General features: G+C 50.9%; 4 protein-coding genes. 3 read left to right on the top strand and 1 reads right to left on the bottom strand.

Annotated elements, in window-relative coordinates:
* A partial coding sequence (locus MKK69_RS25820) for a tyrosine-type recombinase/integrase (protein ID WP_243972689.1) occupies positions 1 to 537 on the top strand: 537 nt, incomplete at its 5' end.
* 187 nt (positions 538 to 724) lie between these two features.
* Here the strand turns inward: MKK69_RS25820 and MKK69_RS25815 are convergent.
* Entirely contained in the window at positions 725 to 3,616 is a 2,892-nt protein-coding gene (locus tag MKK69_RS25815; protein ID WP_243972688.1) for an ATP-binding protein, read from the bottom strand.
* An 863-nt stretch (positions 3,617 to 4,479) separates the two neighbouring features.
* On the opposite strand from MKK69_RS25815, the gene MKK69_RS25810 reads away from it, so the two are divergent.
* A complete protein-coding gene (locus MKK69_RS25810) occupies positions 4,480 to 4,695 on the top strand; it encodes a helix-turn-helix transcriptional regulator (protein ID WP_243972686.1) in 216 nt (71 codons plus the stop codon).
* Between the two features lie 169 nt (positions 4,696 to 4,864).
* Positions 4,865 to 5,944, top strand: coding sequence for a hypothetical protein (locus MKK69_RS25805; RefSeq protein ID WP_243972684.1), 1,080 nt, complete (start codon positions 4,865 to 4,867; stop codon positions 5,942 to 5,944).
* Positions 5,945 to 6,000: the final 56 nt, after the last annotated feature.

Genomic DNA, 6,000 nt, shown 5'->3' with positions numbered 1-6,000 from the left:
TTAGGAGAGGCCAGGACCGGAACAATTCCAAAGCTTGCCTTCGAATTTTTGATTCTGACGGCAGCGCGCAGCGGTGAAGTTTTCGGCGCGAGATGGACGGAAATCGGTTTTGAAAGCGCGACATGGACCATCCCGGCCGCTCGCATGAAAGGCAAAAAGGAGCATCGCGTCCCTCTCGGCCCCAGAGCCTTATGCATTTTGCGAGAGGCTGAAGTCCTATCAGCCGGCTCGGACCTTATCTTCGCCGGCGCAAAAGCAGGTCGGCCACTCTCCAACATGGTGTTTACAATGATCCTGCGCCGCATGCGGATGGAGGCGCAGGTCACGGCGCACGGGTTCCGTTCAACTTTTCGCGATTGGGCCAGTGAAGAGACTTCTGTGTCGAATGAAGTCTGCGAAATGGCTTTAGCGCACATTGTTAGTAACAAGGTCGAGGCCGCCTATCGGCGGGGGGACCTCTTCGAAAAACGGCGCAAATTGATGTTGGATTGGGAGAAATTTGCATACCCAATGAACGGGCTCACGTCTAAGGCGTGAGCGAGAACGCGTTTTGTGCAGCGATCGGCACGCCGGGTAGTACCGTATCGAATAAAGTCGAGCGACTTTTTTGGAGCAATCAAGGCGTCCTATATCGATCGCATCACAGCCGGGTGTACTGTCATTCTTCTAACCGCATAAGAGTACAGCGCGCATTTTAGCACCGAGGCACATACGCAAATTTACGCTATTCCCCATCTTGCGCGTTCGATTCCGCATTTATCGACCATACAACTTGTCCAGCAGCGGAACCAGTTGGCTCAATCTTAGACCCATCGTAGATAGCAAATACGAGAGAAGACATAAAATCCCCTCTGTAGAGGCCGTCTTTTTCAGATTCTGGACCTACGTAGGTTCCCAACTTACAGGACTCCATACGAACCATCACGGCGTCATTGCATTTTTTTTCCACCTCTGCCAACAGCCGAGAAACAAACATCTGTTGGTAATCGGTGTATATTTGATCATCGATGCCTATGACAGGAAAAGAATTTTTTTGTGCTTTCTCTATGCTACACAATATCAAGTGTTCCGAGTCTATTTCGGAAATATTACAAGACTTAAGATCTTTTCGTATAAGCGATGTAGCGATTAAATGGAGCCGATCGCCCACTTGAGTCGTAGCAGGGATGATTACAACCTCGCCACCGCAGATATATTCAACGATCTGGTCGATGGACATATATCCGAAGTTTGAGTTGATGCGTGCGAGCGGGTATATGTCAACATCAAACCTACTCGCGGAGGCTACTGCAAGCAATTTTTCTTCGTCAGTTAATGGCAGTGCGTCTGCCACCTCCAGCTGGTTCTTCGCCCAAAGGATCATTTCCGCATCTGTCGCCAGAGGTATCCCTGCTTCTCGTGAAGCAGAACCAGGATACGCCTCCACAACTCCGACAATGTCTTGATCAGTACTCCTCTTAGCCAAGAAGCCTCCGATAGAGAAGAGAGCCAATTCGCGTCCACCACTATGTATGGAGAGTGCCGCCCTGCCCAAAATCCTGCCGCTTTGTGACTTGATTTCTCGCAGCATCGATAGTTGATTATCGAGCAGGCCGATCGCGCTTAAATACCATTCGGCAGCATATATCTGTTTGCCAATTTGCTCCTGACTCCAGTGTGTATAGTGCGGACTATGATCAATCCGGGATCCACTTTGTGTTCGAACGCCGACTTTTACATCAAGCGGTATTACAAGACGCTGACAATGGCGCGAAAAAGCATATTCGTCGGCATTAGCTCCTTTCCGACCGATTTGGTTGATATCATCCGGATCAGGAATTTTGCCGGTCCTTTCCAGAAGTTCCGTAGTAAGAATTTCCCTTCCCTTGGGATTTTTCAGAACGCCTGCTCCATAAAACATGTTCAGTCCCGGGGCTCTTCCGTAAGCAGCAAGGAAGGACGCAGGAACCCTAAGTTTGATTCTGGTTGATACCCAGGAAGGAATATGACCATCTACGGAATGATCATAGGCGCAGAATTCAGCACGTGAATTCATTCCGTTTCTAAATGCAAGTACGTGCCGAACCGCGCCTGACCCAGGTCCGCCCGGAAAATCGGCAGGTCGTGATATGACTGTAACTTGAGAGCTTATCATGAATACAGAAAAAAACCCGATGCCGAATCGGCCGGAAGGAAAGAAGTCTTTATTACTGGATAGTCCCGGGAACAATCTTGTTGCGAGAGCATCTGTCCACAGCGACTTTCCGAATGTTATAAGTGGTCCAGTTAGAACGGCCTCGGTCATTCCGACCCCGTCATCATCGCAAATCAATTCATAATCGCCGGAGTTTGCGTCACGAAGGGCCGACACTTCAATCCGGCCGGGGAAAGGATTTTCTGGCGTCGGTTTATAATCGGGATCAAGAAGCCGCCGCGCTCTGATTGCGTCGGCAGAGTTTTGCAAAATTTCCCTCAACGGGACAAACGGATCATCCCCGTATAACTGCGAGCCTCCAAGCAATTTCGCCAGCCTGGTCGGATCCGAAATTTTAATCGTAGTGTCGATGGGCTTCCAGTGAGCAGTTTTTACGCATCTAGACAAAACGATTGGATCGTGAGCACCAAAAACGCCTTCCGCATGAAGCGTGGAAAGATGCTGCTCGCGCAGGCATTTATTGCAACTCACAATTTCGTCGTGACACACGTTCAGCGACTCGAACGCGAGCCACCAAGCATCCATGTCGACTCGGTCGAAAGGTGCCTTTGACTGAAACACGAGCAGATTGTTTTCTCCAATAACTTGAGCCGGCCTCAAACGCGCCTGAAAGGCCCAGTGATCGGCCGAAACACCATGGGGCCGCGCTAACACGTGCGCCATGGTCGGCGCCCGCCTTTCGTCAATTGCAGCTGCATCGGCGCACCTTAGCAACGCAGCCAATTTAAGCGGCTCAACCGTCCATCGGAATTTTACGCCGGGCGTCATCGGTTGAGAAAGCTCGTCGATAACCCGCTGAATCGGCCAATTGTGGCTGGCGCTGATCTTCCCAATCACCTCGGCATAATCCCTAAGAAGATCAATATCTTCTATCAGATGAAATTTGACAGTGGTATCGCTGGGATCGGTGAATTGCCGGCGTACAAGTTGTTGAGCTTGTTCGGCATGTATTTGTCGGAGAACGTCGAATATCGCTCGCTGCTTAGCACCTTCGGGAGTAGCCAGAGGGTCTCCGTGATAAGGTGCTCCATTTTCGCTGCGAGTCTGCCTGGATAGAGCATCCGCGTATTCCGGCCGTGAGATAAGCTCCTCGCGACCGCCGTCGTATGCGTATATAGCCAATCCAGCGTCATGAAGCAGAAAAGCTGCTCCAAGAATATAAGCCTCCAAGGGATTTAGCGTTAGCTTTTGACCCGCGATAACAGTCGCGACTTCCCAAAGCTGCGTAGCATGCCCTATATCGTGAACAGTCAGGCCGTCTAACACATGGTGAATCTGTTCCAAAATCGGTTTGACCCGCTCGGCTAAAGACCAATATGAAAACGCAAGGTGACGAGAATTGCGGTCGTCTTGGCCATTGCCTAAATTGCCGAAGGCCGCCTGCCACAGTCCAGTTGCCTCTGTCAGTTCGCGGTAATCCAAGCGGAAGCTCCTAAGTACCTAGATCAAAATTGCTCTTGCTGCCGACGCGTCGCGGATTAAGTCTCGTTTCGAGACGACTTATCGCCCGCGGTTCTTCCATTGGATGAGTAAAGGCGCAGATCTGTCAAGAGGAGTTTGGCGCGAGAGATGAAAGCGGTTGAAACGAAAGGGCTTTCTGTATCTCTGTTTGCTGCCGCAGAGAGCCCTTTCGCGGTCGGGTAAATCTCCTGAGGGTTGGTGAGTAGGGCCTAACAAACCCCACGGCATATAAGTGCAGTAAGTAGGCTTCCTTCTAAGGTGCCAATCGGCTGCTTCAAGGGAACCCTCTAATCGCAATGGAATGGCGGCAAAGGTGCTGCTAACGCCGCTGGACACGGCTGGACTTGCGCCTCTGTAGGCATTCTGTGAGGCCGCTCGTTTCCGCGATACCGGAAGGAAGGATTAAATCCCGTAGCGCACGCCATTTGAAAATGGGCGCGTTTGCCTTCGAGCCTCCCCCGCAAAGATGGAGAGAAGCCAAGCCATTCCGTGATTGGGGTATTCGCGGAGCGCCAATTCCCCACATGAAAGCATCGTTGTGAGGGTTGCAACCTGTGTTGGCAAAAAAAGGCCAGCAAATGGTGGGAAATCGTCCTTGGCGGATTGCGCCCACGGTTACGGCGGCTTTCGCTTTTCGACTTTCGAGTCACGAAATTCGCTATTCAATCGATGGTGGATAATAAAACCGGAAAACAATCGCCCAATCCGATAGTTATAGTTCCTAAGTTACGGCACTAACTGCATATTTGACTTGCTAAATTTGATGTGGTAAAGTATAATTGCGGCAGATGTTTGCCGATAGATGCTAAAGAGAGATGTTTTAAATGACGAATGCCGTGATTGATTTTCCTCGGTCATCTGCAGACTGCTTGATGAGACTGAAGGAAGTACTGAGAGTTGTGCCGATCAGCCGCACGACATTCTATCGATGGATCAAGGAGGACAAAGCGCCCTCGCCCATCAAGGCGGGACCAGGGATCAGCCTTTGGCGGCGGAGTGAAATCGAGGCGATGGTGCGTCGCTGGGAAAATGAGCGGTGATGCCCAACTAAACATAAGAACAAAACGCGAACAAGCTGTTTCGCGGGATGCTTTCCAGTCGATTTTGCGCGCTCAACCAGCGTGACCAATGAGGTATCTAATGCCGCTTTTCCGTAAGCGCTCCAACCGAGAAAATGGGATTTCAACGTCGAAAAAGAGGTTAGCAGCCGTGAGCAAGCCCGATACACAGCGGAAATTGGCGTCAGAAGACAGTGTACACATGTATTTCAGAGATATGCAATTTGAGGGGCTCGTAGATCAAGCAACTATGCTCAAACTTTATCCGACGCACAGCGAAATCTATAGACGTGTGGAAGGTAACTTACAAAACAAACACCATACTCGTCCCGAGCTAACGATGCATCGTAAGATTATCAAAGCAGTACCAGACATATTTGATTACAGACCTCTCCCGCTATACGACACAGTGCGGGTGCTCAAGGACTTCGAGACGGCGGATAAGGCCAATAAGAGGCGTAAATCGCTCGTCAAGTTTTTGCATAAATATTTGCCCGGTGAAGTATCTCTCGCTTCTGCCCTTGACGCCTGCAGTGCAGATAGCCGGTGTCGGCTGCTATCTTGTCCGGTATGCATGCGAGCACTGAGGCGATGGGTCTGTGGGCAACTCGCGCCAATTGTTGCCGAGAACCCTGAGAAATGGACTTGCGCCACGCTTATACCTGAAAGACATCGCCACAGCGGCGGCACGCTGCATCAGTTCGATCCGCAGCATCTGATTGACGCATTGCGTAAGGCCGTGAAGAAATACGGGCCTTGTGACGCAATTGTTTTTGGCTCTATCGATTACAGCGAGGAGATTAGTGGCAATCCCGCCGGAGGGCCGGTAACTCGGGTCTGGTGTCCAGAACTTTCCGTTATGAGTAATATATCCGTCGCCGATTGGAGACTCATCAAGATTTGTTTAGAACAATACTTTCGGCGATCGCCCAACGTACACGCGCCAATTCGTGTTGAGGCCCTTCGAACGAAGCACCTTAGTTTGCTGAGACCAATATCGTACCGGATCAAGGCGACCTATGACACCCGCTTCAAAAACACGTACCGAAAAGGCCAGCCGTCACCTCAGGTCCGTGGATCCACAAGACAACGCAAGCCCATGCGTATGCATGGGAAGATGCAGGCCGAACTCGCCTCAGCAATGGCAAGGTGGAGGAGAAAGGACCGTTTAGTGTTGATCGGGCTGAAAGGGGTTAAGAAGAGCATCGTGCGTACTAAGTTGGCACGATAGTGAAAAGGCGGTTGAAGTTAACTCAGCCGCCGGCCTGACCTTCCGCACGTGGTTAG

This window comes from Methylobacterium sp. J-026 (genome assembly GCF_022829585.1).
Taxonomy (GTDB): Bacteria; Pseudomonadota; Alphaproteobacteria; order Rhizobiales; family Beijerinckiaceae; genus Methylobacterium.
Note: the sequence above shows the minus strand (reverse complement) of the source record. Positions and strands in the feature narration are given on the sequence as shown.